Annotated in this window: 35 protein-coding genes; 29 read left to right on the top strand and 6 right to left on the bottom strand. The window is 46.2% G+C overall.

The genetic code is table 11. The features are described 5' to 3' along the window. The first annotated feature begins 30 nt into the window (after positions 1-30). The 26 genes from A3844_RS01705 (at position 31) to A3844_RS01575 (ending at position 20,025) form a co-directional block, all read left to right on the top strand. Positions 31-390: a DUF7210 family protein gene (locus A3844_RS01705; RefSeq protein ID WP_074106400.1), complete on the top strand. Its 360-nt coding sequence runs from the start codon at positions 31-33 to the stop codon at positions 388-390. A 10-nt stretch (positions 391-400) separates the two neighbouring features. Further along, positions 401-787, top strand: a complete 387-nt coding sequence (locus tag A3844_RS01700; RefSeq protein ID WP_074106399.1) for a hypothetical protein — start codon at positions 401-403, stop codon at positions 785-787. Then, complete coding sequence (locus A3844_RS01695) at positions 784-1,101, top strand: hypothetical protein (RefSeq protein ID WP_074106398.1); 318 nt, start codon at positions 784-786, stop codon at positions 1,099-1,101. Before A3844_RS01700 ends, A3844_RS01695 begins: the two co-directional genes overlap by 4 nt. Next, entirely contained in the window at positions 1,094-1,546 is a 453-nt protein-coding gene (locus tag A3844_RS01690) for an HK97 gp10 family phage protein (protein WP_074106397.1), read from the top strand. Before A3844_RS01695 ends, A3844_RS01690 begins: the two co-directional genes overlap by 8 nt. Positions 1,547-1,550: 4 nt before the next feature. After that, positions 1,551-1,952 carry a minor capsid protein gene (locus A3844_RS01685; protein ID WP_074106396.1) on the top strand — a complete coding sequence of 134 codons (402 nt, stop codon included), beginning with the start codon at positions 1,551-1,553 and terminating at the stop codon, positions 1,950-1,952. A 3-nt stretch (positions 1,953-1,955) separates the two neighbouring features. Continuing rightward, positions 1,956-2,291 (top strand): hypothetical protein, encoded by a 336-nt coding sequence (locus tag A3844_RS01680; protein WP_074106395.1) that lies wholly within the window; start codon positions 1,956-1,958, stop codon positions 2,289-2,291. 18 nt (positions 2,292-2,309) lie between these two features. Continuing rightward, positions 2,310-2,861 carry a hypothetical protein gene (locus A3844_RS01675; RefSeq protein WP_074106394.1) on the top strand — a complete coding sequence of 184 codons (552 nt, stop codon included), beginning with the start codon at positions 2,310-2,312 and terminating at the stop codon, positions 2,859-2,861. A gap of 74 nt (positions 2,862-2,935) precedes the next feature. Then, positions 2,936-3,343: a hypothetical protein gene (locus A3844_RS01670; RefSeq protein WP_074106393.1), complete on the top strand. Its 408-nt coding sequence runs from the start codon at positions 2,936-2,938 to the stop codon at positions 3,341-3,343. 35 nt (positions 3,344-3,378) lie between these two features. Beyond that, entirely contained in the window at positions 3,379-3,642 is a 264-nt protein-coding gene (locus A3844_RS01665) for a hypothetical protein (protein WP_244169661.1), read from the top strand. Positions 3,643-3,645: 3 nt separating this feature from the next. Further along, positions 3,646-8,133 (top strand): phage tail tape measure protein, encoded by a 4,488-nt coding sequence (locus A3844_RS01660; RefSeq protein WP_074106391.1) that lies wholly within the window; start codon positions 3,646-3,648, stop codon positions 8,131-8,133. Next, positions 8,130-8,924, top strand: a complete 795-nt coding sequence (locus A3844_RS01655) for a phage tail domain-containing protein (protein ID WP_074106390.1) — start codon at positions 8,130-8,132, stop codon at positions 8,922-8,924. Before A3844_RS01660 ends, A3844_RS01655 begins: the two co-directional genes overlap by 4 nt. Before the next feature lie 16 nt (positions 8,925-8,940). After that, positions 8,941-10,461, top strand: coding sequence for a GDSL-type esterase/lipase family protein (locus tag A3844_RS01650; RefSeq protein WP_074106389.1), 1,521 nt, complete (start codon positions 8,941-8,943; stop codon positions 10,459-10,461). An 89-nt stretch (positions 10,462-10,550) separates the two neighbouring features. Beyond that, positions 10,551-11,702, top strand: a complete 1,152-nt coding sequence (locus tag A3844_RS01645) for an acyltransferase family protein (protein WP_074106388.1) — start codon at positions 10,551-10,553, stop codon at positions 11,700-11,702. Positions 11,703-12,004: 302 nt separating this feature from the next. Continuing rightward, a complete protein-coding gene (locus A3844_RS01640; protein WP_074106387.1) occupies positions 12,005-12,802 on the top strand; it encodes a DUF4393 domain-containing protein in 798 nt (265 codons plus the stop codon). A gap of 75 nt (positions 12,803-12,877) precedes the next feature. Continuing rightward, positions 12,878-14,857 (top strand): prophage endopeptidase tail family protein, encoded by a 1,980-nt coding sequence (locus tag A3844_RS01635; protein WP_074106386.1) that lies wholly within the window; start codon positions 12,878-12,880, stop codon positions 14,855-14,857. Between the two features lie 60 nt (positions 14,858-14,917). Then, entirely contained in the window at positions 14,918-15,430 is a 513-nt protein-coding gene (locus tag A3844_RS01630; RefSeq protein ID WP_074106385.1) for a hypothetical protein, read from the top strand. Then, positions 15,427-15,627, top strand: a complete 201-nt coding sequence (locus tag A3844_RS01625; protein WP_074106384.1) for a hypothetical protein — start codon at positions 15,427-15,429, stop codon at positions 15,625-15,627. Before A3844_RS01630 ends, A3844_RS01625 begins: the two co-directional genes overlap by 4 nt. 39 nt (positions 15,628-15,666) lie before the next feature. Then, entirely contained in the window at positions 15,667-15,900 is a 234-nt protein-coding gene (locus A3844_RS01620; protein ID WP_074106383.1) for a hypothetical protein, read from the top strand. Positions 15,901-15,922: 22 nt separating this feature from the next. After that, positions 15,923-16,225 (top strand): hypothetical protein, encoded by a 303-nt coding sequence (locus tag A3844_RS01615; RefSeq protein WP_074106382.1) that lies wholly within the window; start codon positions 15,923-15,925, stop codon positions 16,223-16,225. A gap of 186 nt (positions 16,226-16,411) precedes the next feature. Further along, a complete protein-coding gene (locus tag A3844_RS01605) occupies positions 16,412-16,804 on the top strand; it encodes a hypothetical protein (RefSeq protein WP_074106380.1) in 393 nt (130 codons plus the stop codon). Further along, positions 16,791-17,708 (top strand): peptidoglycan recognition protein family protein, encoded by a 918-nt coding sequence (locus tag A3844_RS01600; protein ID WP_074106379.1) that lies wholly within the window; start codon positions 16,791-16,793, stop codon positions 17,706-17,708. Before A3844_RS01605 ends, A3844_RS01600 begins: the two co-directional genes overlap by 14 nt. A gap of 11 nt (positions 17,709-17,719) precedes the next feature. After that, positions 17,720-18,079 (top strand): phage holin, LLH family, encoded by a 360-nt coding sequence (locus tag A3844_RS01595; protein ID WP_074106378.1) that lies wholly within the window; start codon positions 17,720-17,722, stop codon positions 18,077-18,079. A gap of 147 nt (positions 18,080-18,226) precedes the next feature. Further along, positions 18,227-19,111: a hypothetical protein gene (locus A3844_RS01590; protein ID WP_074106377.1), complete on the top strand. Its 885-nt coding sequence runs from the start codon at positions 18,227-18,229 to the stop codon at positions 19,109-19,111. A 92-nt stretch (positions 19,112-19,203) separates the two neighbouring features. After that, entirely contained in the window at positions 19,204-19,404 is a 201-nt protein-coding gene (locus A3844_RS01585; protein WP_074106376.1) for a hypothetical protein, read from the top strand. Further along, positions 19,397-19,684 carry a hypothetical protein gene (locus A3844_RS32610; RefSeq protein WP_074106375.1) on the top strand — a complete coding sequence of 96 codons (288 nt, stop codon included), beginning with the start codon at positions 19,397-19,399 and terminating at the stop codon, positions 19,682-19,684. Before A3844_RS01585 ends, A3844_RS32610 begins: the two co-directional genes overlap by 8 nt. Before the next feature lie 14 nt (positions 19,685-19,698). After that, entirely contained in the window at positions 19,699-20,025 is a 327-nt protein-coding gene (locus A3844_RS01575; RefSeq protein WP_074106374.1) for a YolD-like family protein, read from the top strand. A gap of 49 nt (positions 20,026-20,074) precedes the next feature. Here the strand turns inward: A3844_RS01575 and A3844_RS01570 are convergent, their stop codons facing one another. Further along, positions 20,075-21,118, bottom strand: coding sequence for an AlbA family DNA-binding domain-containing protein (locus A3844_RS01570; protein WP_074106373.1), 1,044 nt, complete (start codon positions 21,116-21,118; stop codon positions 20,075-20,077). Between the two features lie 68 nt (positions 21,119-21,186). Continuing rightward, complete coding sequence (locus tag A3844_RS01565) at positions 21,187-21,390, bottom strand: helix-turn-helix domain-containing protein (RefSeq protein WP_074106372.1); 204 nt, start codon at positions 21,388-21,390, stop codon at positions 21,187-21,189. A 128-nt stretch (positions 21,391-21,518) separates the two neighbouring features. On the opposite strand from A3844_RS01565, the gene A3844_RS01560 reads away from it, so the two are divergent. Beyond that, complete coding sequence (locus tag A3844_RS01560) at positions 21,519-21,761, top strand: DUF7667 family protein (protein ID WP_083606634.1); 243 nt, start codon at positions 21,519-21,521, stop codon at positions 21,759-21,761. A 178-nt stretch (positions 21,762-21,939) separates the two neighbouring features. Here A3844_RS01560 and A3844_RS01555 read toward each other — a convergent pair whose 3' ends face one another. Then, positions 21,940-22,227, bottom strand: a complete 288-nt coding sequence (locus A3844_RS01555; RefSeq protein WP_074100928.1) for a hypothetical protein — start codon at positions 22,225-22,227, stop codon at positions 21,940-21,942. A gap of 248 nt (positions 22,228-22,475) precedes the next feature. On the opposite strand from A3844_RS01555, the gene A3844_RS01550 reads away from it, so the two are divergent. Then, on the top strand, positions 22,476-23,243 hold the full coding sequence (locus A3844_RS01550) for an exodeoxyribonuclease III (protein WP_074083686.1): 768 nt from the start codon (positions 22,476-22,478) through the stop codon (positions 23,241-23,243). 79 nt (positions 23,244-23,322) lie between these two features. Here the strand turns inward: A3844_RS01550 and A3844_RS32605 are convergent, their stop codons facing one another. The 3 genes from A3844_RS32605 to A3844_RS01540 form a co-directional block, all read right to left on the bottom strand. Then, complete coding sequence (locus A3844_RS32605) at positions 23,323-23,466, bottom strand: hypothetical protein (RefSeq protein ID WP_167374613.1); 144 nt, start codon at positions 23,464-23,466, stop codon at positions 23,323-23,325. Positions 23,467-23,487: 21 nt separating this feature from the next. Further along, entirely contained in the window at positions 23,488-24,591 is a 1,104-nt protein-coding gene (locus A3844_RS01545) for a serine hydrolase domain-containing protein (RefSeq protein ID WP_074106371.1), read from the bottom strand. Between the two features lie 103 nt (positions 24,592-24,694). Then, positions 24,695-25,825 (bottom strand): VanZ family protein, encoded by a 1,131-nt coding sequence (locus tag A3844_RS01540; protein ID WP_074106370.1) that lies wholly within the window; start codon positions 25,823-25,825, stop codon positions 24,695-24,697. 151 nt (positions 25,826-25,976) lie between these two features. Between A3844_RS01540 and A3844_RS01535 the strand changes: the two genes are divergently transcribed. Continuing rightward, a complete protein-coding gene (locus tag A3844_RS01535) occupies positions 25,977-26,324 on the top strand; it encodes a hypothetical protein (protein ID WP_074083630.1) in 348 nt (115 codons plus the stop codon). Positions 26,325-26,347: the final 23 nt, after the last annotated feature.

Genomic DNA, 26,347 nt, shown 5'->3' with positions numbered 1-26,347 from the left:
ACGTAAGATCACGAAGAAAGGGTGAATCAAGTGGATATTAAATTGAAGGGTGTTGTGAAGCACGGTGGCACGTGGAAGAGACCGGATGACATTATCCGTAAGGTGGACGAGGAGATTGCCGAAGAACTTATTGCCAAGGGCATTGCCGAAGAAGTGGAACCTCTACCGGAGGATGACAGCGAGCTGCAGGCTCTGCGGGAGCGAGCGAAGGTGCTCGGCGTTGCAAGTGCCGGCCGTCTCGGTGAAGCGAAGCTGAAGGAAGCTATTGCCGAGAAAGAGGTCGAGTTGCAGGAGCTCCGCACGAAGGCTGCCGAACTGGATATTGAAGGATTTGACACCAAGACAGCCGAGGAACTTACCGCGGCAATTGCTGAAGCTGAAAAGAAGTAGGTGATGAGTCATGCCCACTACCGAAGAGGTCAACCTCTGGATAGCGGAGAATGTTCTCGATTCAGAAGCTTGGGAAAAGAAGCCACTGAAGCAGCCATTGGCCGTAAAGCAGGCAGAACGTAACCTTGTCCGCTGGTATCCCACTGCGGTTCTTACGGTGGAAATCGTTGCGCTTCAATCCATATGGGAAATGCAAGGGCTTGATCCGGCGCTCAAGTTCCAGAAGCACGGTGTCAAGTCGGTTGATGACCACGGTGAAGGTGTCACTTACAATGGCACCCGCGATGTTGTAGCTCCGGACGTTCGGGACCTGCTTGGGAAGACGGTCAGCGAAATTGCTGAAGAAGAGGCGGAGGAAGGCGACACTGATCTGCAGTATGGCGGGTGTCTAATATGAGTCTTTTCGGATATCCAGCAACGATTACCCATTACCACCCCGGCGTTGACGAATGGGGACGGCCTATTCCGGCCGAACCAGTGGTCAAGGATGCCAAGGTGGTCGAGGAACAGAAGCTGGTCAAGAACTCCAAAGGAGAGGATATCACAATTGCTTACACCATTTACCTGGAGGGCGTCAATGCTGTGGGCATGGATGACTGGCTTCTGTATACTAACGCTCTCGGTGACGAGATCCGGATCGATGTGATGCATTACGAGATCCGGAAGTATCTCGGTACTGACGATGTGAAGGAAGTGGTTCTGTATGGCTGACAGTAGCGGATTCTCCTTCGACCTCGGCGGATTGGACACGATCATCGCACGACTGGATAGGCTGGAGAATGACATTGACCGTAGGCTGGAGGAGAAGCTGACCAAGATTGCACTGAAGGTTATTCACGACGCCAAACGTCTTGCGCCTATTGATTCAGGTGATCTTGAAGCTGCTTTAATCGTCGATGATGTCAAGCATCTGATGGGCCTGGCTTACGTCGATTTCGGTACATGCCCAGAGGTAAATGCTTATGCTGTGATCCAGCACGAGGGATTCAATAAGACGCCGAGCGGAGCAATAGTTCAGTTGACTCCGGGAGAGAAAACCCTCAGCAAAGGGAACTACAACGGATACTCTCCTGGCAAAAAGTTTCTGGAGAACGCGCTGAAGATGAACGAGAACTGGATTAAGGAGGAGCTGTCTGGGCTCCTGGAAGGTTGGTGATTCCGTGCTTGCAAATGAACTGATTTCTTATCTGACCACAGCCGGTTATACCGTGTATCCGGATGCCAACTTCATCCCAGCCGATCTGCCCGAGACAAAGCTGCCATGTTTGTTTGTAATGGACTCCAGCGGGCCTCCACCAGATATGTATGTTCCGACAGAGCGGACTGCATATCAGATCATTGTCAAAGGCAAGTCCTATAAGACTCTGCCGAGCAATATGGCTGCAACTGAGGCGCTGGCGAAGGAACTGGGCGATTTGCTGCACCGCAAACCAAATTACATGATCGGCAGTACTTACGTCTTTGCCAGTACTGAGACTATGCAGCCGATCTATTTGGGACAGGACATTAATAATCATCCCATGTATTCAACCAATTTTGAGTTTTACGTGAAGGAGGTATAAGGAATGCCAAGAACTGCAATTACAATTCAGAAGCCGTCTGATGGCGGCATGGTATTGGCGAGAGCGAATGGTGATGCTACAAATAATCATGAGTTTATTAATAACGGATCGACAGTGTTGATTGTCAAGAACGGTGGCGTATCTTCCATCGATGTCACGCTTAATTTCGCAGCGGATAAGTACGGACGGACCGGTTCCAAAGTTGTAGCCGTCGCTGCTTCCGCCGAGAAGGTTATCGGCCCATTCGTCAAAGAGCTCTATAACCAGTCGGATAACAAAGTGCAATTCGACTTATCGGCAGCGGCGAGCGTCACAGTTGCTGCTTTAAGCCCACAATAAGAGAGGAGATGAATACGAATGAGTGAAGTAAACAACATTTACGCAGGCCCAGGTGAATTTATCTGGGGAATCGATGAAGACGGCAATGAAGAATCCGGTGCAATCACCTTTGATTTGACCCAAGGCGGCATCAACTTCACAACGACGACCACTTATTTTGAACCAACGACTGACCAGACCGGGACCGCGCCTGTCGATTCTATTTCTACCGGGACTACCGGTGCGGTCACTTTCGATACACCGGATATGAATTTCGAAAAAGTTGTCAGCTATAACCCTAACGCTGGTAAGGTGGTAGACGGCACGACACCATCCAAGGTGAAGTATCAGGTCACTGGACTGGCTGGAAAGAAGCTGCCTCGCAAGCGTGCAGTCATCAAGCCTATAGGTGTTACGGATCCTTCTCGATTTATTTACATCGAGAGCGTGGGTATAAAGTTTGATGTTAATGCCGGTTTCAAGTTGGATGATAACCAGAAGATGACTATCTCAGCAATTGCATACCCTGATCTGAACGCTATCCCGAAAGGCCTGCTATACACTTGGGGAGATATCACGGCAACGGCATAATCGAATATTTACTTATCGGGAGAGGGCATTTGCCTTCTCCTTTTTTTGTATGTCCACATGAAGGAGGCAAGCACATGCTCAATTTTGGAAAAAAGGATGCCTTACAGCTAGGGAACCGAAAAGTTCAGATTCCCAAATTAACCCGCACACGCTTGAAGAAGCTGACAGACCACCTTGGAACTATAGGTGACCTGGTTGTGAAAATCTTTCTGACTCCTACGGAAGATAGGTCTGTGATGATCGTCGCCGGTGCGGAGATCATGATTGACGAAATCTACGAACTCACATCACTACTCAGTGATTTGGACATAGAGGAGCTCAGTGAGCAGGCGAGCCTTGCGGAATGCACGGAATTTCTGAATCTCACTTGGGCCAAGAACGATATGAATGCAACCCTAAAAAACTTAAGCGGCCTGATCCCGCCAATGGCGCAGCAATTCGTAACCAGCATCGCGCAGCGGATGGGTCAGGCCCAGGGCTAACCTACGATGAATTTGTAATGCGATGCTGCACGGTATTGGATAAGACCCAATATCAGATCGAGAATGAATACTTCTTTATCGACCTTCCGCAACTCTTGCTGCTGAAGGACCAGGCGCGAGCATCAGAAGTAATTGAACAACTTGAAATAGCGTCTTATCCGCACATCGTGGATAAGCAAGTCCGGCAGGAAATTATCCAGCGTTACATCAATGCGCTTCCAAAGGCGCCAGAACCGCCGAAGATGACCGCTGAAGAACAGTATCAAGCGCAGCTTGCGCGCATGAGGGGAGGAGGGTAATCAGTGGCAGGAAACCTCGGTGAACTGAAAGCCCGGCTGACTGCCGATGCGAATGGCATCAAGCAGGAATTGAAAAATGTGAAGAAAGACTTCGCCGACATGGGGACACAGGCCAAGCAGACGGCAACTGATCTCCAGAGATTGAACCAATCGCTGTCTGCAACCGGAGCAAGCGCTGAACAAGTATCAAAGGTCGGTCAAAGTATGTCAGGTGCAGAAAAGAGCGCCAAGACTGCCGGAGAAGCTATCAACAAGATGGGAGCGCATGCTCATACCGCAACCAGCAGCTTCATGAATCTCAACATGGCCATGCAAGATGTCGGAGCTGGCTCTAAATATATCGATACCATTAACGCCACGCTTCGGAGGACAAATCCACAGATATTGCAGCAGCAACTTGAAGGAGTCCGGACTGAACTAGAGGGCCTCGGTGTTGGCGGAGACACCATCCAGGAGATTATAGACCAATTGGAGAATCTCGGGTCTACTGCGAGCCGGGCAGAGATTGAAGTTGCATCTCTTGGAGCTGCCTATATTGCATTGGCTGCTGCAATCGCAGCCGTAATATACAAGTCCATCCAGACCTCTGCGGAATTTGAACAAGCCATGCAAAACGTCAAGGCAATCACTGAGAGCGTCGGTAAGGAATTCAATGATCTGAGAGAGAACGCCATAAAGCTCGGGGCACAAACTAAATTTAGTGCTTCTCAGGCTGCCGATGCTATGGCGAATCTCGGACAAGCAGGTTTTAAAGCTGCGGAGATCATCAAGGCCATGCCTGGTGTGCTCGCTCTGGCTGCTGCGGGGAATGTTGATCTTGCAACAACAGCGGATATAGCCTCCTCCATCCTGCGTGGCTTTGGTTTGCAGGCGGAAGAGACGAGCCGGGTGGTTGACGTACTTGCTAAGTCTTCAATTGATACGAATGCCGATGTTACTGATCTCGGCATGGCAATGAAATATGTGGCGCCAGTCGCTGCGGCGATGGGCCTTAACATTGAAGAAGCCACTGCAGCCGTTGGTGAGCTGAGTAATGCCGGTATTAAAGGAGAGATGGCGGGGACGTCCCTTCGGGCAATCTTGCTGGCCCTGGCGTCACCTTCTAAGGAAGCAGCTTTCTATATGGAAAGACTCGGTGTTTCTATTAAAGATAGCGCTGGAAATATCCTTCCTCTATCCAACATCATCGGCCAACTAACCGGATCATGGGCGCGGCTGACTGAAGCGCAGCAGGCAGACGTTGCTGCAACACTAGTCGGCCGTGAAGCTGCATCTGGATTTATCGCATTGATTGAAGCTGGGCAAGGTACTTTTGACAACTACGTTGATTCCTTGGAGACTGCCGGCGGGACTGCGGAACGAGTGGCCGGTACGCAGATGGACACACTGAAAGGTTCCATCGATAACATGACGTCTGCCATGGAATCTGCCGGGATTGTCATCGGGGATAACTTTGCTCCAGCTGTGCGGGGTGCTGTGGAATCTATAACATCAATGGTGACCGGATTCACGGAGCTGAATAAACCATCCCAGAACGCCATCCTTGCCTTCTCAACGATCACACCATTAGTTCTTGGGTCCATTACAGTGGTTATCGGGCTCAAGTCAGCATTTGACGCTTTGGCTTTGTCATTGTCCGCTGCAGGTATTGCAATGACTTCATTTTTGAGAGCGATCCCGATACTCGGTGCAATATCATTGACTATAGGACTTGTGTCTGCAGGTATATCGGCACTGTACGGCCATTACCAAGAAGCTAAAAAAGCCAGTGAGGAATTCGCAGCAGCTCAAAAAGAGGTAAATGAGGCACTAAATGAGTCGCCTGTTAAAAGATCATTGGATGAGCTGAAGGAACTCCGGACCAAGACAGAAGAACTGTCAAAAGCGCTACATGAGCGGGCACTCCTCCAGAAGCGGTTGAATGAGATACAGGCAGCTGGGGAAAAGGGTGAAGGCACTCCAGCGATGCTATCCGAGTCTATGGATATCAATGAACAATTGGAGAAGATGGACAAAAACCTTAGGAGCATGGGGTTCGATGGCGTTGAAGAAGCGACGGCGAAGCTGGAGGATATGAACAAGGCTGTGAAGGAGTCGATCACGGCGCTGTTTGACGAACAGAAGGCAGAGGTTGCTGATCTGGCTTCCAAGAACCAAAAGGTCAAATCTATGGAAGTTGCGCTCGCATCATATAAAAAGCTTTCTTCCTCTCAGAAGCTTAACCGGGATCAACTGCAAGAAATGGTCGATGTTACGAATGTGCTGAAGCGGGAGTATCCCGGCATGAATGCCTTGCAGGAAGAGGATGGCCGAATTCGCATCCTGAATATAGGCTTCATTGAGGATCAAATATCTGCTGACAAGTCGATGACATCAATTGCCGCAAATAATGCTCAAACGAGGATCAATAACCTCGCTGCTGAAGCATCGGCCCAGCGAGCATCTGTCGAAGCTCAAATCAAGAACTATAGTAAGCTGCTGGATGCGATGAATGCGGTCAATGGAGCAAAGGCATCTACGTTTGCTGAATCTGTAAAACAAGGCCAGGAGCGGATGAGCGGTAAAACGCCGAACGTTATCGACATTGTGACAGGACTTGCGCAGAAGCAAGCAGAAAACGAACTGAGTAAGTTGTCATCGGAGCAGTTGGCGATCGCTGAAAAGCAGAAGGAGATAGAGAAGGCAGCAGCGTCGTTATCATCCGGAGACTTCAGTCTTGGTGCGAACAACAAAGGAGCACCGATTGACCTTACTGCTCCAGAAAAGGTCAAAAAAGAGAAGGCACCCAAAGAAGGGAAGTCTCCCGCCGAGATTGCTGCTGAGATCAGGAAGGCCAACTTTGAAGCAGACCTTAAGACCATCCAGTTCCAAGCGGAGTACTACGACCTCTCTGCAGAAGATCAAATCAAGAAATATGAGGCGCTTCGAAAGAAGCATGCTCAGTTTCTGAAAGAGAGCGTTGATGATGCCCGAACACTAACGCTTCAACTTAAGCGCCTGAATGAGGATTCTGTAAAATCACGGTATGACTTCAGCACCACCTGGATCGATACTGAATCCAAGCGGATGGAGGACAGTGGGAAGACGGAGCTTCAGATCGCACAGATGAAACTTGACGCTTGGACAAGGCTACGGGATCGCTATAAAAAGGATTCTGATGAGTACAAGGCAGCAGACGAACAGGTCAGGCAATCCCGCAAGGAGGTTGCTACAGAAACCGAAAATGAAGTCGCAGACACATATGAGAAGCGATCTAAACTTATTGAAAAGGAAGTTCGCCGAATGGAAGAGTCCGGTTCAACGGAAGCCGAAATCGCTGCATATAAGGTCAAAGCCTGGACGGATCTCCGCAATCAATACGCAATTGACTCTGAGTATTACGAAAAGGCAGATGAACAGCTTTATGAATCCCGCAAAGACTTGACGGATAAGACGATTGATCTGACAAAGGATCTAGTCGATGCCGAAAAGGATCGAATTGAGGAAGCTAAGAAAGCGGACTTGGATGCTATCGAGGAACGCAAAAAGAAGTACGTATCCGCGCAGGATGAAAAGATCAAGGCCATTGATGATCTACTGGCGAAGGAAGCGGAAGCGAATGAGGATTTAGATTATGAGTCTGAACTTGCCAAGAAAAACGCTCGGATAGATATACTCGCATCTGCCGTTGGCAATGATGGCCGCCAAGAACGGAAGAAGCTCATTGAAGAGCGCGACAAATTTATTCTCGACCATGATCGCGATCTTCGTAAACGGGACCTGAACGATCAGAAGGATGTTCTTCAGGATGAGAAGGATACTAAGCTTCAAGCGTTTGAAGACGAGAAGGATGCGACTGAGGCTCACTACGACGATCTAAAAGATGCCTTCGACAATTACTCAAACGATATTAAAACTATTGAAGCGGGAATTGCTTCCTTCCGTGTTTCCTCTGCTGGGACGGCAAATAATCAGATTCTTACGGAGCTGGACGCCTTCATTATCCAGTATCAGTCCAAGATGTCAGCGATCAGTGCTGCCAAGCAAGCTGCTCAGAAGGACACGGATTTGGCTGAATACAATGCCAACAAGGACACTTATGCTGCAGCCACTGCCGCAGGTAACCGCACTGAAATGATGCGTCTGGCTGCCAGGAATCAAGCACTACGTGATCTATATGGGATCTCCAAAGACACGGGTAAGAAACTACAGAGCTTTGATGTCGGCGGCGTTATCCCTGGACCAGCCGGCGCTCCTATTCCTATCATTGCGCACGGTGAGGAAGCAATTTTCAACACTTCGCAGCTTAACGGATTGTTCCGACTCCTCGATAATCCGAGCCTGATCGGGGCTGCTGCGGGTGTGGCTAAATCAGAAACCATTATTCATAACAGTTTCGACATGTCGGTCAACGATGTGAAGCTGGAGGATCGGGTTGACACTGAAACAGTCTACACCGAGCGAGAGAAGTCAGCCCGCCGACTCCAGACGATGGGAGTGAAGTCCGGATGAATGACGTATCTGTAAATGGAACATGGCTGTCGACGCTTGATATTATGCTGGTAAGCCGGGAGATTCCTGCTTTGCCAGAGACGGAGGAAAATATCGTCAAGATAGCTGGCAGAGATGGAGTCAGGAACTTCGGCAGTACCTACGCGGCGCGGCCAATTGGCTTGGGTCTATTTATCATGGGTGATGATTACGATGGCACTGTGGCGCTGCTGGCCAACGTGTTCAATGTCCGGCGTGGACCGTTGATTATCATCTTCGACGACAGGCCGGACAAACGGTACATTGCTGAGTATCGTGGCTCCATGTCATTCGATACTTCAACCGGTAATCGGCTGATTAATGTTCCTTTGAAGATGGATGATCCGTGGGTAGAGTCAGTACAGGACACGGAGCTACGTGAATATGGACAGGGCCTTTCCTACGGGGAGGGCTATTTTTATATCTCCGATTCTTATTTCGACATCACATCCAGCGGACAGAACGTGACCATAAATAACGAGGGTTCAGATATAGCGTATCCGCTGATTCGAATCACTGGCTCATTCGCTGACCTGTCCATCAGCGATGGCAATCATACCTTCACTTTTTCCGGTAGCATCGGCACGAATGATGTGCTGGAGGTCAACAGCGACCCAGATAAATGCACAGTACGGCTGAATGGAAGTAATGCATTCTCGCGCAGCAACGCCGTATTTCTTAAGCTACCGCCAGGGGAGACGATACTGACGGTGACGGCGAACAGCCCGGCGTTCGCGCTGGAAGTCATCTATAGATACAAATACCTCTTTTAGAAAGGAGCATTCGGACATGATTTTTAACCGCAGAATCATCTCCAAACGTCTTGATTTTCCGGATTTACAGAGCCACAACGATAACTATGCAGACATCCAGACGGACTTAACCGACCATGAAGGACGAATTACGGGAGCTCAGAGCGATATCACAACTCACAAAGCCTCAACGGCCGCCCACCCTGCCGAACATGTCACTTATGACGGAGCTGTCGTTGGGGCAACAAATATCAAAGAAGGGTTGGATGGCTTAAAAGATACTCTCGACAACGTCATAGTAGATGGTGGTGATGGTACGCAAGCTGCAGCTGCAGCTGTCAGTGTATCCGGGACAACATACGACACCCTGAAAGATCGAGTGGACACGGAGTACCTTCAGACTGCTGCACAGTTGGCGGTGACAGCTGAGCAAATCAGCGACAACAGTGCCCAAATTGTGACCGTAAAGGATATTGTAGCAATTAAGTCTGATATCTTCATGGAGGGAGATAGCCTATCGGTAGGCGACCCGACAGCAGGTGGATCAATACCGAAATGGTTAAGTTACTTTCTTAAGAAGCCCATCGAGAATCGGGGAGTATGGGGAAGCTGGAGCGCTCAAGTGTTGGCTCGTATCCAGACGAATGTTATTGATCTGAGACCCCGGCAATGTATCATCCTTGTGGGTACAAACGACTTGCATGGTAGTGAGCCATTAGGGAATATAGTCTACAACGTGACTCAAATTGCCGATAAGCTACTCGATGCTAAGATCGAGCCAATATTTCTAGCAGTGCCCCCGCGTAACGACTTCCCTGCTGATAATACGAAGATCAGAGAGTACAATATGCGCCTCATGGTTATGTGCCAGGAGAAAATGATTCGGTTCATAGATACTTATAACCCCTTGGCGAAAGAGGACGGTACTTCGCTGGATTACATCCATGTCGCGGACAATCTTCACTTGTCCGTATATGGTGCGTATCTTATCGCACGTGAAGTGGAAAAGTATTTTCCTTCGCCGTCGATTTATCAAAATGCTGATTACCCATACAATTATGCCAAGGGAGAATACCCCACAAAGGACAACTGTGCCTTTACTCTTGACAGTAACGCGGACGGGCTTGCTGACTATTGGTCAAAAGTAGAGAACACTGGCTCGACATACACCCTTGAGGATAATCCTAAAGGCGGCAAGTACCAGGTTGTTCGGAAAACGTCTACTACATTACAGTCTGCCGGTATATATGGGGATGTCGGAAGCCTTGTACAAAACACAGTTTATCGGATTGAATTCGATTTAGAATTTGATATCGATAACAAGGATGACGCGGATGTAACAGTAGTGATCGGATTTACTCATTATGATTCAGTCGGCACTCCAATCGGATCGAATGACGCTTTGAATATATACGCGAAGAAGATACCGGCTTGTACCGTGTTCAAGGATTTCACGCCGCCTGTTGGAACAGTTAATTCAAGGTTGTTGATGTTCTCAAGGGGTGCGTCATCCTTAACTATAAAGTTCGGACGGGTGTATATCTATAAGTCAAAGTGAAGTCGAATTCCGTCATATCCATATCTATTTCATTGTTGTAATATGGTAATTATGTCATGAGATAAATAGAGATAGGGAGAGGGCTGTTTGTGAAAAATCGTATTAATCAACTAGATGAAATTAGGGGACTGGCAGCGTTATCAGTTATTTTGAGTCATATTTTAACCATAACTCCTTTCCTCTTTCAATCTGTTTTGCAGTTTACTCCATTAAGAATATTCTGGGCGGGACACGAAGCTGTTATAGTTTTCTTTCTACTAAGTGGTTTTGTTCTTTCTTTACCTTTTTACAAAAAAAAGCCGTTTAGTTATAGGCAGTTTTTGATAAAAAGGGTTTTCCGAATTTATCTTCCCTATGTGGTAGCCCTTGGTTTTGTCCTTTTAATGAAGAAAGCTTTCTATAGTGGAGGTGTAGAGGGGTTTGAGGCTATAAATCGTTTATGGGCGATAAAGTTAGATAAAGAACTGATAATTAACCATTTCCTATTAATTACTAATTTCAATACGGATGCATTGAATCCGGTCTTTTGGTCTTTAGTTCATGAGATGAGGATATCTCTCATTTTCCCTATATTGATGGTTTTTATCTTGAGGTTTAACTGGAAGACTAATATTTTTATCGCTCTCGCACTGTCTTTAGTTAGTGGGACGAGTCTTGTTGATAGGTTTGATATATCGGAAGGATTTTTTACGAGTTACATTGACTCACTTCATTATGTATCAATATTTATGGTAGGTGCATTGCTAGCTAAAAATCGCCAGATTTTAATAAATTACTTTAAGCAGTTAAATCGATTACTTAAATATACAATATTGCTAATAGCATTATGCTTTTATACTCTGTCGTACGGAATACAGCATTTTATTTCGGGTGATTTTCAGTACATCGTTTCCGATTGGCTGATTCTAATTGCTGGAGTGATTTTCATCATTCTTTCTCTGAGTTCTAGTAAGGTTTCTTTTTTCCTTTCGCTTAAGCCAATAGCATATTCAGGGAAAATTTCTTATAGTTTATACCTATACCATCTTCCTATTTTGATGGCTACTCTTTATTTATTCATAGGTACTTTACCTATTTGGGGAATCTATTGTATTTCTCTACTTAGTATTTTTGTTGTATCTACCGCCTCTTGGTATTTAGTGGAGAATACGTCTATTGCCATTGGACAAAGTTTATCTTTGAGATATTCTAAAAAGTCCAATACAAGCTCGAAGGAGATATACCCGACGAATAATTTATAATCCTATTCACGTACAGAACTGAAAAATGCACAAAAACTCCAGATTATTCCGGTGTAGTTGTTCATCGTTTCTGAAAACTTGCTTGAATGAGTTTTAGAGTAGTCCCCATTTCTTTGGAAATAGTAAATAGGCGCGGTAAAAAAATCCAGATTTTTTTGTATTATACCCATGAAATGTTTTGACTTAATGCAAGCTTCAGATTAGGACCATACTGCGCAATAAATTTTTATTGAAATGAGACCAGTGTCCCTATACCGCCGTATTATTTTATTAGGATAAAATAATACAAAGGCGGGGGACATATGGACTTATTCGGACTTGGCAAAGTAACAGACAACGGACTTGAAGTAATGAAGATGGTATACCCAGATGTAGCACAACCAGGTTTACAAAAGGTCGGACAAGCTTTAGGAACAGTACTTGATTTAGGAAATACTATTCTACTACCATTAAAGCTGGCAAATGCCAATGCCTCAGTATTCTTCCAACATCATATGGACAAGTACCGGAAAAAGATGGAGGCTATTCCTGAAGAGCATATCGGTATTGTTCAACCTACTATTGGCTTGAAGATTCTCGATGAGCTGTTTACTGTTACAAACGAAGAAATTGCCGAACTATTCATAAATCTCTTAACAAATGCATCGATGATCGAAAGAGCTAAATATGCTCATCCTGGCTTTATTGATGTCATTAAGAACATAAGTGAAGATGAAGCGAAAATAATAAATATCTATTTTAACAATCATGAGATTATATTTGCTGAACTAGCTTTAGTAGATAATTCCTTTCCTATATATCTTGGTATTAAAGAAAGTGATATTTTAGAAGAAGTCGAACTTGTTTTTCCTGATAACTCAGATTTCTATTTAGATAATCTAGAGAAATGTGGAATTATTCGAAAAGAATATCATTATATCGATTATTTACTTCCAAAATATGAAGTTATTATCAACAGGTTAAATGCTGATAAAGTTAAGGCAGAACAAAGCCTAGCGTCTGGTCTTGTGATTAGAGAAAATGCATCAATAGAGATTTACAAGGGGAGATACTTAATCACTTCATACGGTAGAAAATTCATAGAAAGCATAAATTGTTGATGTCTATAATTTATTAAGTGCTACTGCTAATTCAGTAGCACTTTTTTATGAGTTTAATCGAAAGGAGTTTTCAACATGCAGAAGCACCTCAAATCCTTCGACCGCAATCTCATCCCAACCGGCCTGTTGATTCAATGTACCGACGTCCAGCGCCGCCGTCGGCTGAACAGTGACTATGAGATATCATTCACTGTTCCGATGACCAGCGACGATTACAAAGAGAAAATCATCCCCAAGGGCCACGTTCAAGACGAGCGTGGTCAATTTTATGTCATCCAGAGTCGTGCACGGGATCGAAGCAACAAGGTGATCAGCGCCCAAGTAATCTGCACGCATATTATGTTCAAGATGATCGACTTCAAGATTCCCTATGACGATTACATCGAAGAGGCCTATGGAGTCCACATCAGTGTACTTCTGAACAAGATCAGTGCAGTCACTGGCGGTGTATACACCTTCGTCACACATGACGCCTTCGACCTGCGGGACGTCAAGGACTGGGGAGCGACTACGGCTCTAGCCGCCATTCAAGAAACAGCGAACCTGTACGGATGCGAGATCGAACCAGATAACACGGTAATTCACTTGTATAAACGTATCGGAAGTGATGACGGTTTCGAATACCGGTTCCGAAAGAACATCATCAGCGATAGCTTTAAGGACGAATATTCAAACCTGACCACCCGGTTGTTCAGCCAGATGAAGGACGGCCGGACATTCATTGGCTTATCCGCCGACTACCTGACCGCCGAGGAACGCAGCCTACTGGAGTCCGTTCCCGGCGCCATCGTAGATAACAAACTGGCCGTAAATTATCTGATTTCGCCCTACGCACAGTACTGGACCAACAATGTCAATACCTTCTATGACGGGGAAATGATCGACCAGAACATCGAGGATCCTGTCGAACTGCTGATTGCCACCCGGGAGGCTCTTCATAAGAAGGAAATGCCCGAGTTCGAGATCGGAGTCAGTTCTGCGGACATTTACAAGATCGATCCTGATGAGCAGCAGCCCCGGCTGGGAGACACTGTCTATGCCTTCGATCCGGATATGGAGCTGCAACGTGTAAGCTGCAGGGTGATGGAGCTAACCGAGTATCCTTTTGCCATGGATAAGCACTCACAGGCTACTCTTTCCAATTACCAGATGCGGGATGATACGCAGGTAATGGCGGACATAGAGCGCAGCAAGCAGATACTGAATGACCTACTGTCCGGAGGCCGAGTGCGGGCAGCTGCCTTTGAGGAGTTTGCCAAGCAGGCCGTCTTAGACATCAACGCTTCCAAGAGCGAGATCATCTACGACAGCCGGGGTATCGTCCTGGAAGAAGTGGATCATCCGAATGTGCAGATGGTTATGACATCACGGGGGATCATCATAACAGAGGACGGCGGAGTCACGGCACGAACGGCCATGACGGGAAGGGGGATATCAGCTGAGGTTATTGCAGGAGTGCTCGGTAGCTTCGTTTCCATGGAAATCGGAAGCGGGAATAGCATCACCAAGATTAACACCAACGGAATCAGCGCAGGCCATGCGGATTGGGGGAGCGCGCCATTTCGTGTAAATATGCAGGGTGATGTAGTTGCGAGGTCGATTACACTGACTGGTCTGGTAGAGGAAAGTGAGATCTACGCTTCTGTGTTTCGAGCTGGTCAGATCATCACGGACACAGACATCAATGTTACGCGAGATGCTCGGATCGGTAATAACCTTTATATGGGACTGATAGGGGCGTTGAACGATCGTAAAATTGAGTTTGTTGACTCAGGAGGTTATTCAGCATATATCTCTTTCACTGATTCTACAAAAGAGTTGAAGTTGAGAGGGTCGAATGATATTAGGGTTGAAGCGGTTCTAGATCTTTTTCTAAAAGGATCCTATGTGACGTTGCAGCCCTCTTTTGGAGCATATATCGGAGCTCCAGGTGTAGCTGCAAACAAAATATTAACAGCTTCAGATCTGGATTACATTAACCTCAGACTCGATAATCTTGGGACATCGTTATTATTGCTGGCTGGAAGAGTACAGGCACTTGAAGACGCCTCTTAATCTATTCAAATAGTCGCCTTATGGATATAATTAGTAGATCATATATTCAGGAGGCTTGATATGAAAAAGAGAATTGTTGGAGCAGTTGCAGTAGTACTGTTGCTGGGGGGATCAATAGGATTTGCTGCGGGAACTTCCCTTATAGGGGCAAAAGTAACCGGAACCTATGAAATAGAACAGGGCGGCAAGAAAATTGCTGATGCAGCTATTATCAATGGAACTGCTTATGTTCCTGTCCGCATTATGTCTGAGGCGACAGGTACAACTTTGTCCGTCGATGGGAGGAAGATTACTTTGGAAAAGGGTAAGGACTTGACCACTATCATATCAGAATCGTTGCAGGATACAGTAGAAATGCAACTGGTGCAGAAAAAAAATCAGCTTGCTAAAAATGAAGATACATTGAAGATTTTAGCTAAGACACTGTCAGACGGTTATGAGGATGAGAAAAATTCAAATTACTATAAATTTGAATCTACTGAGGGATATGCAAGAACCACTGCCGAGATCAAGAGACTGACTGAAGAAAACGAGAAGCTGAAGGATGAAATCGCGGCACTTGAAGCTCAATGAAGAAGCCCGTCATCTACTTTATTGGAATCCTGCTGCTGATAGTGGCTTTCAGCCTGCTGATCTACCCTACGCCTTATAAATATCTTCAGTACATGAATGGTGGTTCAATTACACCGCTAAAAGTGAACATCATAACGGGACATACCCAACGTTATGTCCAAGATATTGGCTGGGTCGACGATAACATTTCACAGTGAGTCCTCTTTTGAGGGCTCTTTTATTTTGCCCGAAAGGAGGTGATTCCTCTGGCCAAAGTAACCAAGCTCGACGTATCCATAGATCTCGCACAGCCGGTGCAGGAAGTCATCGATGTCATATCTATTGTTACAAACGCTCATCCAGGCAGACAATACGAGCTGCTGCAGCAAATCGATATTCATATTTCCGAAGCTCTCGCATCCATACAAGAGGCCCAGCAGAAAGCAGTATACGATAAGGTCAAAGCAGATTTAAGCGAACCAGATAAATAGAGAGAGAAGGGAGCGCGGGGGAATGGAAGCTGAGCGTATATCAGACCTTGAAAGATTATTGCCGTTAGTGGAAAAATACGGACTGTCCGTAGTGCTTTTGTTCCTTTTTCTGATCTTTGCATACGTGCAGTGGCGGGCGGTGGCTACCGGTAAACTGGTTCCGCGTGAAATGCTAGATCGGGCCTTGCAGGATAATGATCACCTGCAGGAAATCCTGGACAGTGAGCGCAAGGCATTTATGCAGCCCACTCTTGAGGTGCTGCAGCGGCTGAAGATTGATCACAATGCCGTTAATCCAGAAAATACCGAGGACAGGGGAGGATAACCGTGATTATAAAGTGGATTCACCGTTTATTCCCCCGGCACGGCGAGTTAGAAAAAGAGATCAGCCAAGCATCAAGCCGGGTAGCGATATCTATCAACAGATACAAAAACATGTCACAAGAGATACAAGCTGAGATCGAGCGTAATCGATTTGCAAAGTATCTTGTGTACGATAAGGGGGATCACCATGGGGTTCATTGATGGTTTATTGTTGGTGCTGTACGTCATTGCGATTGTGACGGCGCTGTACATTTTGGTGAAGCATAGGGCATATTTTCATGAACGATTTCGAAAAGGCGTTGTCAGTGTCTTTATGCTGGCGATGCTTTTTTTCTTGGTAGCTTATACGTTCAAAATGATCATTGTGCTGCTGATCCGTGCCTCAGCCGTATTTGGTTTTGCGAGTCTGGAGTTGTCCGCGTGGCTGCTGGAGGGGTGGACCATTGCTCAGATCGGTACAACTGGCGGGTTGATTGTTCTGGCCTGGCTGACCTGGACTGGACGATATGACCAGTTTGTTAAGCTGCGTAATTTTGATAGAAAGATTGAGGAGGATGCAAAACAGGATGATCAAAAATAAATATCAAATCGAGCGGCACTATATCGATAAGCGCCAGAATGTTCGGCCCGGCACCCGGTTAGTATCCGGAACGCCGGGCTTTTTAGTTGCCCATGACACGGGTAATCCGGGAGCGACGGCGGATAATCACTTCGATTATTTTCAGACCCTTGTTAACCGTTCAGCCTCCGCGCATGTATTTGTGGACGATAAGAAGATCCTGGAGATTATCCCAACCGGCACTGGCTCTGACCCAGCAGAAAAAGCTTGGCATGTGCTGTACAACGTGACTACGGACAACAGGCTCTACGGTGACGATGCCAATGATATCGCCCTGGGTGTGGAGTTGTGCTACGGAGGCAGGATCAACACCCTTGAGGCCTACAAGCGTTTTGTATGGTATCTGGCGTATTGCTGCGACAAGTGGGGGCTTAATCCGCTGACACGCATCCCAAGCCATAAGCAGTTGGACCCCACTCGCAAAAGCGACGTTGACCAGGCGCTTAAGACGATCGGGAAGACGCTGATGGACCTGCTATATGATGTTGTGGCCGAGATGCAGGAGGAGCCGGCGGTTATTGTGGCCCCTGCTGCCGTGCAGATGCCAGCTAATGTGGCACAAGCACTCATTGATGATTATGTGTCTCCGGCGTGGTTTGCTACGCGGCAGGCCGGAGACTCGGTGGGTACGCTGCACCTACACAATCTAGCCAATAACCTGCGTCTGGCTGCTCTAATACCATTGCAACCAGGATCGACGGCACCGTTCACGCAGTTGCCGAAGAGCAATGTGCAGGAGTTGGTCTTTAGATGGTTGTCTCCCGGCTGGATGGCATCAAAGGTTAAAGGCGACAAGACGGAAATGGCTTACTACAATAACACGGCGAATCACCTGCGGCGTGCAGCAGGTATGCCTATCGAATAGGAGAGGTTTTTATGCAAACAATCATTGATCAAGCTCAACCCTACATTACGGCCATTATGTTGGCCGTTGTTGGTGTATTGGCTACGGTGATATTGCGGGCAGTAGCGCTGTTGCAGCAAAAGGCAGACTCCTGGTTTGATGCCCGGCTGTCGGTGTCTCAGCGGGAACTGCTGCATAAGATTGCTACAGAAGGCTTTGCTTACGCCCAAACGGTTTACAAGGAGCTTGGCGGGGAAGAGAAGCTGCAGCAGGCATTGGCTTATGCCTCTGATCAGTTGGAAGCGCGGGGTATCAAGGCTGCGCCAGAGGAGATCCGAGCAGCCGTCGAGAAAGCGTATCTTGCTTATAAAGCGACGGTGCTAACCAAGTAGTAATAATTGCCCACTGGCTTCGGTCGGTAGGATTTTTGTCGTTTACAAAATGATTCCAAATATAATATAATGATGCAAATCCGAAAGAATCGGTGAAGGGGTCCTGTTTTAGGGACTCCTTTTTTAATCTGGATGGGGGTGAAGCACTTGGCTTCAGGTGTTTGCGCATTATGTAAGCAAGACAGTGAACTTATGGAGAGCCATATTATCCCGAAATTTATAGGTAAGTGGCTTAAGGAAACGTCTGCCACAGGATATCTTAGAAGTGCTGTGAATGTAAATAGGCGTGCGCAGGATTTGAAAAAGACACCATTGTTATGCAATTCGTGCGAACAAATCTTCTCTGCTAACGAAAAACTGTTCGCAGAAAATATATTTAAACCATTTCAGGATGGGCATACAAAGTTTGACTACGATGAATGGCTCATACAATTTATTATTTCCTTAAGTTGGCGTGTCGGTACCATGGAGAGGATAGACCCCAAAAATGATATGTCTGATCAGTTGCGTCATGAACTCGACATAGCATTAGATACCTGGGGAGAATACTTGTTAGGTAGAAGTCGTGAATTTGGAAATTATAAGCATCATATGTTCTTTCTTGATAGACTTGAATCCGTGCCGGCAGGTGAACCAATACCTGACCACACAAATGCCTATTTTTTACGAACTGTAGATGCTACAGTGGTTAACAATGAGAATACGGTTTTCGTTTATTCTAAAATACCGGGGATATTTTTTGTTTCGCATATAATCCCTAATAACATGACCGGATGGAAAAGTACAAGAATACATCGTGGAGGAAGGGTCAAGATTCCCCAAAGTTGTGCGGCTCCAGGAGTAGGAGATTTTTTAAAGCATAGAGTAGAGTTTGTAAATAGTTTCGTTTCACATATGTCTGATGATCAACGACAGAAAATTGTAGATGCTGTTTCGAAAGATCCCGATAGGCTTGAGAGATCCAGATCATTAGACGTTCTTAAAGCTGATCAGCAATTAAGAGATCACAACAAAAATAATAAAGATAATTAATCCCCCTCTTAGGAGGGTTTTTTTGTGTGTTGAAATAAGAACTCATGTTTGGTTATAATACAAACAAATGTTCTTATTTTTGGAGGCGATCAATGATGCAAATGGCTATTGGTCAAACCGTCGAAATTATATATCAGGATAAAGCCGGGAAGATTACGCAGCGCAAAATTGAGGTTAATGGAATCCGCGAAGGCCGCATCCGGGCCACGTGCCTGACTACTGGAGCACCGCGTGTGTTTCTTGTATCCAGCATCCTCGCCTGGCAGCCGGCAGAGGTTAAACGCTATGCTTAGCGACACAGCGCGCAAGCTGCTGATGGTCATGAGGCACTCTTCTGTGCATCACAGGTACATGCCGACTCTCGCGCAGTTGGAGACAAAAAGCGGGCGGACGGCTGATAAAATAAAAGCTGGGCTGCAAGAGCTGGCAAACGAGGATTATATTCAATGGGAGCCTGGGAACCCGCCAGAAAGCGCAGTAGTCATAGAGGGCTGGGAGCGGACCAAAGATCAACCTGCAGCGATATCCTGGGGCATGGATGGAAGCCATATAGACTACTGGACAAATTACTAAGGAGGGCAGACAACATGGCGGATAAACTGGGCAGTATATTTGATTGCAGCAGAATGATGCTGCCGGAGCACAAGCGATGGATTATCAAAGATGAGCAGGAACAGCAGTTACGGGATCGAAAAAAACCGGCTCTGGACGCACAGGAGTGGGAGTTGATTGACCAGGTACTTGCCTATTCAAAGAGGTACGGCGAGCAGATAACGATTACTCAATTTGATCCAGTTCAGGATAAAAAGATCCGGGGAGTTGTGCTGGCTGTAGACAGGCAGCTGCGGCGGATTAAGCTGCAAATGGAGTATGATTGGATCAAGATAGACAATATAGTGGGTGTCTATACATAAATTAAAGTCCTGGTTTTCCAGGACTTATTTGAAAGAGGGGATTTTGTTTTCATTCGTTAATTAATTTACTTTCCAAATGATCAATATTTTCAATTTTAAGTTTTCGTAACTCTTCTACGATACTATGTAGATCAAAATGTAAAGTTCCTCCAATCGAAGGCATTCCTTCAGCAAATATGGTATAAGTGAAATTGAATATTTTTTCACTCATATTTAAACCGTACCAGAGAGAAGGATCAATTAAATTGGCGCTTGGTAAAAACATGCATACTTCAATTGAACTATTTGGATGGATTACATCGTTAATTCCCCCAGAAAGTAAGTATCCTCTTTCCTTAGTAATACTTGGATTCTGATAAATCAATTTGAGATTAAAATTGTTCCACCCATCAACACCATGTTCTGAGATTGTTAAGTTGTCGCTTGATTTTATTTGGAGTGCAGGATAAGTTGCGAGATATCTACCATTGTTTTTAATAAAAAAATGGATACGAAAAAATAACGAACGACTTAGAACATTTCCTGAAGCTGAGATTTGATAATCGAGTTGAAGATTTGGTCTTTGTCTCTTACCAAACATATCAGCAATATGTGTATGAGACATTTTTTTAAAGCTAGATTCAATGCGTGTATAATATTCGTTGTCAACCTGAGAACGATGAGGACCTAGGTCACTTTCAGGTACAAAAGTCACAACAAACCCTGAATCTTCCGTTTCATTGATGAATAGCGGTATATTTTGAACTTTATTGTTTATTGGATCAGTTGCTTGATGCGTGAAATTTTTTAGATCGGTGAGAAACTTTCGGAGATTTTTAATTGGTTTCATATCATTAAAGACATCAGGTAATTCTTTACCAAGTGAGCGGCAATCTATTCCCCAAACAATTATCCCTCCAGAACTGTTAGAGTAACCAGATATTGCTTGCGCGTACTTTTCTCTTTCTGTTTTACCTGCACCTGGTATATGAGGTGCACTTAGATTTTTAAAGTCTAAAAAAAGTCCTTCCTCCTGTTTGTCTTCCTTCATTTTATTTAATAAGCGTAAACCAAGTTCATTGAATTGATCAAACAGATAATCTGCGGAATTCAAATGAAATTCTCCCCTCGTTTTCTTCTTCTCGATATTTTGCGATTGCGATATTATAGAGTAGCCCGCTCTTAATCCTCTATGTATTCAAGCAAATCCCCGGCATTAACCTTCAAACACTTGCAAAGCCTGTCCAGTGTCTCCATGTCCACGCGCCTTGATGTATTATGATACAGCCCCGACACCGTATTAATGGCAAGCCCTGTTTCTCTGGCGACTCCTCGAATGGTCTTCCCTTGCTGATTTATTATCTCCTTGACATGATTAACGATCATGGACAGTCCTCCTTTACCAAAAGTATACAGTAGGAAAATAAATGTATCAACTACCTCATACATGTATCAACTTACTGATACGAGTTGCATTTAATGTATTAGGAAGTTAATACAGGTGAGTGATTCAGATGTTGCCCATACATTTAAGATTGGCGGAGATATACCATATTAACAAGAAAGGACCTATCACGCTAGAAGAAGCAAAGGACCTGGAGTACTGCTTGCGAGAGAATGCCAGGTATTGTTGGGACAGTCTGATGATTCAGAACCTGTCGGTGCTGGCCGGATCGACTCATGATCATGAATGGCAGCTGGATCTGCAGCGGAAGCTGGAGGTGCTGCGATTGACGGGGAGAGTACCGAAGATTTAACAAGCGATTTTCGAGAATCACAAATCACAATAAAATCACAAAATCACAAAAGCCCGGGGTGGAACTGGGAGGGATAATTGTTGGGATACGTCCATGAGGCAGAAAAAAAGGACTTAACGGAACTGAGGGAAGTCCCGAAAAGTCCATGAGCGTATGAGGGGGATACTCTGGCGGTGCTCTAGAAATCGGATGTTGCAATTTCAATGGTGCCAAAGACAGCGCCGGCAGCCGTGCTGAGAAGTGCGGCAACCAGAAGTGCTTTGACAGAAAGGGTAAGGCTGTTCAGTGCAGGGATGGTATAAGTGACAACTGGCGCATTGACCCGGTAAATGACAAGATCCACAGGGAATGCAGAACCGTTGTTTACCGTTACAGCTGCATCAATGCCACCTGCCAGATTCTCGTAATAGGATTTACCTACAGAGGGTGCCAGGTTGAAGAATTGAATGGGTAACAAGATAGCCATGGTAACGACCTCCTTTTCATTTGATAGAATATTCTATTCTGTTACTCTATTATTGTTTTGACGAATGACATGGGAGGTTAGCACAAATTAATAGCAAGCCTATAGTTGGATTAATATTCCATCCAGGATGGAACATGGCTGCCCTTGCACTGGTATTGAAGTTTGCGGCTAACTAACGTTAGAGATTCAGCAGGTTGTAATATGTTACACTGGGAGTAATTCTGTTAATAGTAAGGAGAATTAAGATGATCAAGCTGGTATCCTGGAATGTGAATGGGTTAAGAGCCTGCGTTAGCAAAGGCTTCATGGAATACTTCAAAGAAACGGCTGCAGATATCTTTTGTGTACAGGAGACCAAGCTTCAAGCCGGACAAATTCTTCTGGAACTGGGAGAAGAGTATGAACAGTACTGGAATTACGCAGTGAAGAAGGGGTATTCGGGAACGGCGGTATTCACGAAAATCAAGCCGCTCTCTATAAGATACGGCATGGAAGAAGATTCAGAGCCCGAGGGCCGGTTGATTACACTGGAATTCGCTGACTTTTACTTGGTGAATGTCTATACTCCGAATGCAAAACGGGATTTGACGAGACTGGATTACCGGATGGAATGGGAGGATCGCTTCCGCAGTTATCTTCAGGAGCTGGACAAGCGTAAGCCAGTGCTGGTGTGCGGAGACCTGAATGTTGCCCATCAGGACATCGATTTGAAGAATGCCAAAGCCAACCGCGGAAATTCAGGCTTTACCGATGAAGAGCGGGGGAAGATGACGGTACTCTTGGATTCGGGTTTTATTGATACATTCAGACACCTTCATCCCGATCAGGAAGGGGCCTACACCTGGTGGTCTTATATGCCGAAGATCAGAGAACGGAATGTAGGCTGGCGCATTGATTACTTTTTGGCGTCTTCACGTCTTGCACCGCAGCTGGAGCTGGCGGGGATGGAGTGCAGTGTAATGGGTAGCGATCATTGTCCAGTGTTTTTGCAGCTTGAGGGTATACAGGAATCCTAACTTTAAATGGATAATAATAAGGGCCGTACATCCCCAATCAGGATGCCCGGCCCTTTGCAATTCTGTAGTTAATGATGTCCTATGCCAGATAGCCAACGAATTCTGCTTCACGATCCTCAGGGGACATGGAAAGATTAAATTGTTGATGAAGTACCATGGAAGTATCCTTAACCGACACTTCCATAGTAAGAAGGAAAGGAGTTTCTACAAACAGCAGTGTCATCTTAAGCTTGCCCTCCGCAGTTCAGGTGAAGCTGGAAGAAATCAGGTTTTTGGTAGAGTCCAAGATTTGCGCCAAGCTTTCTACCCATTTGCCTCGCCCAAGCTTGATAATCTGTTTACCGTACATACCCTGCAACATTAATAACGCCTCTGTAGTGTTAAATGAAACCGAAACGGCTTCCAGTTGCTGCGGATTATCATCCATTCTGAATACTTTGCCGTTCAAGAACGCCTCAAGGACTGAAGCTTCCTTCTGCCGCTCGGGCTGAAAGCTTAAACGGTCAAGAAGCAGAGCAAGTTCCGCATTCGCAGCAGAACTGGTTGGGGCAACGGATGATTCTGTACTCATGGCAGGCAGCAGATGCTCCCATACCCCGTTCATAATACGCTGCATATCACTGCTTCCGCTTGTTATGGCAACCACAGCATCCTGCTCTGGCATCACAATGCAGAGTTGGCCGAAAGCGCCGTCTCCACGAAATCCGCCATGCTGGCATTGCCAGAACTGATAGCCATAACCCTGCGACCAGTCGCTGGAGGCTGCTCCCGGACTACCATCATCGTTGCTGATTTGCTTGGAGGTTGCGGCGGAAATCCATTCCGGGGTCAGCAGTTGACGGTTATTCCACACTCCTTGTTGTAAATACAGTTGTCCAAATGCTGCAATATCCTCGGTAGTGATGCTTAACCCAAATCCACCTAGATTGATCCCCCGGGGACAAGAGCCCCAAGTCGGATGTTGAATACCCAGCGGTACAAACAAGCGGGGTTCCAGGTATTCCAGTAAGGTGAGACCGCTTACTTTTTGCAAAATGGCAGAGAGCATATACGAAGCGCCGGTGTTGTAGAGGAAATGGGTGCCGGGTGTCTTATCAACCGGAAGCTTCAGGAAAGCTCGGACCCAGTTGCTGTCTTCTCTGCTCATCATTGGTGGCATGGTATCCTCTGTATGGCCGGTGCCCATCATCAGCAGGTGGCTGATGTTCATTTGTGCCAGATTGGGGCTAATGTCTGCTGGGGCATCATCAGGGAAGAAAGCCACCGCCTTATCCTCCAGTGACAATAACCCCTCTGCCACCGCCAGGCCAATTGCTGTCGAGGTGAAGCTTTTACTGAGTGAGAACAATCATATCTCCCTTGATAGACGTGGATAAGAGCTACACCTACTATATTATACCAATCCTGGACAAGGAAAAAGGAGTCCTGCATGGGACTCCTACCTGTTCATATTATGGAATCTCACAAGTCTTCCCGGTATCGGCGTGCTGCTGATCAGGCCAGGTGATCCTGTTGCAGGTCCGGCTCAGTTGTTCATATACCAGCACCGGGTTTCGCTTGAATATACGGATTACAAGATGAATAAAGAATATGAAATTCATGATCATTACTCCACCATACATGATTCCCATCCATGGACCGGATATACTGGAGAGCCAGGAGGGAGTAAGCAGATAGACATTCACCCCAATTATAATTCCGTATAGGAGCAGATATCTTAGGATCAATCCCCATAACCGGTTGTGTCCGTCTTCGCTGCTTATGCGGATGCGGACAACCCATTTGCCAAAGGTCCGCCCGCCGGTACAGAAAGGAAGCACTACAAAATAAACCCCTGTCGTGATCCAGTAAGCGCCTGGGGCCTGGAAGGAATGGAGCAGCAGGAACAGCATGATCCAGATAGGCGCGTCTAACCCCGCAGCGATGCCTCTGCGGGTATAAGTGACTCTTTTGGCGGATAAATCTACCCGGGTGTCCAGCTGTTCGATTCGTGGCAGCAGAGCGGATATCCAGAGCGCAATCCGGTATCCGGTGATTCCACCCAGTGTATTGGTAAGCAGGTCGTCGACATCGAAGATCCGGTATGGATGATCAAAAAAACCGTAAATTCCCGTGATCTGAGTGATCTCAAAAAGCAGTGAAAGCGTAAAGGAGAGCAGAATGCAGACGACCCAGCGTGTGCGGAAATAATAACCCAGGAACATACCAAACGGTACCGTCAGAAATACATTGAATACGGCCTGAAGGAAATCCGGTTGCCGGAGGATCCGGAGGTAAGATAAAGGTTCATCTGCGCTTACGTTGGAATTGCGGACAATATCCTGGATGAACTGAAGCGGTATATGCTGAATCATATTTCCCGTAGGCATAGCATTATGCCTGGACGACGGCATCGGGAGCATAATCAGATAGAATGCGTTCAGCAAATAGAGCAGCAACAAATAAAGGACGAGTGCCCTAATCTTGTTGATATAGCCGTATCGCCTGTATTGAACCACGAGGAAGGGGAGTGTGAACAGTAGCGCTGCCACAGGAAAAGACATGAACGCATAAGAGATTGGAGATAGATAGGATTGAAACATGAGCCACCTGCCGTAAATAGGATAGTGATAATTCAGAGAACACCTCTATACGTTAGACGCTGCTGCCTGCAGGTATCACTGCAATTCGGAGTGACACTTATTTATTTTGCCCATCCGGCATAGATATGTCAGGAGAGGAGCGTGAAGCAATATGGAGAAGAAGGTGCAGCAATATTACAAACTGAAGGCTAAACAGAAAGAGCTGGAGAAGGAGCTGGGTGAGCTTCGGCAGGACATCTTGGCATTTTGTGCAGAACAGGGGGTTGCGGATAGTGAAATCGGGGGTTACAGAGTGAAGCTGGTCACGCAGAACCGTAAGGAATACGATGACGACAAGCTGTATCAGACGTTATCCGATCCTGAGGTGTGGAGGCTGCTCTCCAAAGCAGATCCGGCAAAAATCGCCAGTCTGGTCAAGCTGAATATCATCGGAGAAGACAAGATCACCCACACTTATGCGGTTAAGACAGTTACACTGTTGCAGGTGGATAAGAAATAGGGCGGATCACAGCTGAGTAGTGG

Source organism: Paenibacillus helianthi, assembly GCF_001909055.1.
Classification (GTDB): Bacteria; Bacillota; Bacilli; order Paenibacillales; family Paenibacillaceae; genus Paenibacillus_AQ; species Paenibacillus_AQ helianthi.
Note: the sequence above shows the minus strand (reverse complement) of the source record. Positions and strands in the feature narration are given on the sequence as shown.

Bases quoted from the DNA above. Each gene is read 5' to 3' on its own strand.
- A3844_RS01700 (WP_074106399.1), top strand. From the start codon at position 401: ATGCCCACTACCGAAGAGGTCAACCTCTGGATAGCGGAGAATGTTCTC.
- A3844_RS01695 (WP_074106398.1), top strand. From the start codon at position 784: ATGAGTCTTTTCGGATATCCAGCAACGATTACCCATTACCACCCCGGC.
- A3844_RS01690 (WP_074106397.1), top strand. From the start codon at position 1,094: ATGGCTGACAGTAGCGGATTCTCCTTCGACCTCGGCGGATTGGACACG.
- A3844_RS01680 (WP_074106395.1), top strand. From the start codon at position 1,956: ATGCCAAGAACTGCAATTACAATTCAGAAGCCGTCTGATGGCGGCATG.
- A3844_RS01675 (WP_074106394.1), top strand. From the start codon at position 2,310: ATGAGTGAAGTAAACAACATTTACGCAGGCCCAGGTGAATTTATCTGG.
- A3844_RS01670 (WP_074106393.1), top strand. From the start codon at position 2,936: ATGCTCAATTTTGGAAAAAAGGATGCCTTACAGCTAGGGAACCGAAAA.
- A3844_RS01655 (WP_074106390.1), top strand. From the start codon at position 8,130: ATGAATGACGTATCTGTAAATGGAACATGGCTGTCGACGCTTGATATT.
- A3844_RS01650 (WP_074106389.1), top strand. From the start codon at position 8,941: ATGATTTTTAACCGCAGAATCATCTCCAAACGTCTTGATTTTCCGGAT.
- A3844_RS01640 (WP_074106387.1), top strand. From the start codon at position 12,005: ATGGACTTATTCGGACTTGGCAAAGTAACAGACAACGGACTTGAAGTA.
- A3844_RS01635 (WP_074106386.1), top strand. From the start codon at position 12,878: ATGCAGAAGCACCTCAAATCCTTCGACCGCAATCTCATCCCAACCGGC.
- A3844_RS01630 (WP_074106385.1), top strand. From the start codon at position 14,918: ATGAAAAAGAGAATTGTTGGAGCAGTTGCAGTAGTACTGTTGCTGGGG.
- A3844_RS01625 (WP_074106384.1), top strand. From the start codon at position 15,427: ATGAAGAAGCCCGTCATCTACTTTATTGGAATCCTGCTGCTGATAGTG.
- A3844_RS01615 (WP_074106382.1), top strand. From the start codon at position 15,923: ATGGAAGCTGAGCGTATATCAGACCTTGAAAGATTATTGCCGTTAGTG.
- A3844_RS01605 (WP_074106380.1), top strand. From the start codon at position 16,412: ATGGGGTTCATTGATGGTTTATTGTTGGTGCTGTACGTCATTGCGATT.
- A3844_RS01600 (WP_074106379.1), top strand. From the start codon at position 16,791: ATGATCAAAAATAAATATCAAATCGAGCGGCACTATATCGATAAGCGC.
- A3844_RS01595 (WP_074106378.1), top strand. From the start codon at position 17,720: ATGCAAACAATCATTGATCAAGCTCAACCCTACATTACGGCCATTATG.
- A3844_RS01585 (WP_074106376.1), top strand. From the start codon at position 19,204: ATGATGCAAATGGCTATTGGTCAAACCGTCGAAATTATATATCAGGAT.
- A3844_RS32610 (WP_074106375.1), top strand. From the start codon at position 19,397: ATGCTTAGCGACACAGCGCGCAAGCTGCTGATGGTCATGAGGCACTCT.
- A3844_RS01575 (WP_074106374.1), top strand. From the start codon at position 19,699: ATGGCGGATAAACTGGGCAGTATATTTGATTGCAGCAGAATGATGCTG.
- A3844_RS01565 (WP_074106372.1), bottom strand. From the start codon at position 21,390: ATGATCGTTAATCATGTCAAGGAGATAATAAATCAGCAAGGGAAGACC.
- A3844_RS01560 (WP_083606634.1), top strand. From the start codon at position 21,519: ATGTTGCCCATACATTTAAGATTGGCGGAGATATACCATATTAACAAG.
- A3844_RS01555 (WP_074100928.1), bottom strand. From the start codon at position 22,227: ATGGCTATCTTGTTACCCATTCAATTCTTCAACCTGGCACCCTCTGTA.
- A3844_RS32605 (WP_167374613.1), bottom strand. From the start codon at position 23,466: ATGACACTGCTGTTTGTAGAAACTCCTTTCCTTCTTACTATGGAAGTG.
- A3844_RS01540 (WP_074106370.1), bottom strand. From the start codon at position 25,825: ATGTTTCAATCCTATCTATCTCCAATCTCTTATGCGTTCATGTCTTTT.
- A3844_RS01535 (WP_074083630.1), top strand. From the start codon at position 25,977: ATGGAGAAGAAGGTGCAGCAATATTACAAACTGAAGGCTAAACAGAAA.